Here is a 1779-nt window from a genome sequence, read left to right on the forward strand (position 1 = left end):
GCGGCGGGGTGCCTGTGCGCAGGACGAAGAAGCCGCCGAGGGAGCGCAGGGCGGCGAGTTCGGGGTCGAGGTCCATGGGAGCAGTGGTACCAAGGCCCCTGAGGGGGCCCCTCAGGGGGTTCCCTGGGTTCCCTCAGGGGGTTCTCCGTCCCCTGTCGCCCGCCCGGGGGAGGACTGCGGGCGGGGTCTACTCCATCGGCAGTAGGACCCATTGACTGCTCAGGGACGACGACGGGAAGCGCCCGGCACGGCAGGGTGGTGGACCATGGAAGCCGACCGTTCGCCCCACTGGGCCCACCGCCCCCGCCTCGCGCAGAGGAGCAGCTCATGAGCGTCCTCTCGCTGTCCGTGCTGCTGTCGCTCGTGTCCGCCGTCGCCTACGCCGGCGGCGCGATCGTGCAGGAGCAGGTCGCGGTGTCCTGCCCCGGCGAGCGGTACGCGCCGCTGCGCCGGCCGGACTGGTGGGCGGCGGTGGCGCTGAACTGCTTCGGCGGGCTGCTGCACGTGGCGGCCCTGGCCTGCGGTCCGCTCAGTCTGGTCCAGCCGCTGGGTGCCCTGACCATCGTGTTCGCGCTGCCCATGGCCGCGCTGTTCGTCGGCCGCCGGGCGGGCTCCGCCGCCTGGCGGGGCGCGATCATGGCGACGGTGGGGCTCGCGGGCCTGCTGTCCCTGGTGGGCGCGTCCGGCGCGCAGTCGCTGAGCGCCGCGCAGCGCGGGGTCCTGGCCGTGGTGACCGGCGGTGTGGTCGTGGCGCTGACGGTCGCGGGCCGGGCGGCGCACCGGCATCCGGCGGTGCGCAGCGTGCTGCTCGCCACCGGTTCCGGCATGGCCTTCGGCATCTCCTCGGTGTTCACCAAGACGGTCGCGGTCGACTGGACGGGCAGCGTCCCCGCGGCGGGGCTGCCGTCCCTGGCCGCGATCGGCGTGCTGGCCACGGCCGGGATGCTGCTGTCGCAGGCGGCGTACCGGGGCGGTGGCCTGGCGGCGCCGCTGGCCACGCTGACGGTGGTGAACCCGGTGGTGGCGGCCGCGGTCGGCCTCACGCTGTTCGGCGAGACCTTCCGCCACGGCACCACGGGCACCGTGCTCGCCCTCGGCTGCGGCGTGGTGGCGGCGGGCGGGCTGATCCTGCTGACGACCGAGCGGATCGGGGGTACGGCTCCGGTGGCGCCGGGCGCGCCCGCGGAGGAGCTGCCGCCCGCGGAGGAGCTGCCGCCGGCCGAGACGGCCGCCGAGCGGCCCGGGGCCGCGTCGGTGGACGAACCGCCGCTCGTCATCGGCCGGTTCCGCGACGGCTTGTACTACGCGAGCCCCTGTGTCCCGGTGTCCGTCCCCGACCGGTACCGCTCCCGCGTCAGATCGTGACCCCGCCGGCCCTGAGATAGGCGACCGGGTCGACGTCCGTGCCGAATCCGGGCCCCGTCCGCACCTCGAAGTGCAGATGCGGGCCCGTGACGTTGCCCGTGGCCCCCGAGCGGCCGATGCCGCGCCCGGCGGCGACGGTCTGCCCGGCCCGCACGGAGATCGCCGACAGGTGCCCGTACTGGGAGTAGCGGCCGTCGGCGTGCCGGATCACCACCTGGTAGCCGTAGGCGCCGCCCCAGCCGGCGCTGACGACCCGGCCGGCCGCGACCGCCTTCACGGAGGTGCCGGTGGGAACCGCGAAGTCGACGCCGGTGTGGTAACCCCTCGACCAGTGGGCGCCGGACGCGCGGTAGGCCGTGCCGACGGGGCCGCCGACGGGGGCGACGAGGGTGTGCGAGGCCGAGTGCTGCCGGG

2 protein-coding genes are annotated in these 1779 nt (G+C 75.9%); one reads left to right on the plus strand and one right to left on the minus strand.

Going from position 1 to position 1779, the window contains the following annotated elements; translation table 11 throughout:
- The first annotated feature begins 327 nt into the window (after positions 1-327).
- A complete protein-coding gene (locus C1I97_RS36560; RefSeq protein ID WP_111007197.1) occupies positions 328-1365 on the plus strand; it encodes a DMT family transporter in 1038 nt (345 codons plus the stop codon).
- On the opposite strand, the gene C1I97_RS36565 is transcribed toward C1I97_RS36560, so the two are convergent.
- Positions 1355-1779: M23 family metallopeptidase (locus tag C1I97_RS36565; protein ID WP_146608427.1), on the minus strand; the 425-nt coding region annotated here is incomplete at its 5' end. The genes C1I97_RS36560 and C1I97_RS36565 overlap by 11 nt on opposite strands.

Origin of the sequence: Streptomyces sp. NTH33 (assembly GCF_003236365.1) — a bacterium.
In the GTDB taxonomy this organism is placed as follows: Bacteria; Actinomycetota; Actinomycetes; order Streptomycetales; family Streptomycetaceae; genus Streptomyces.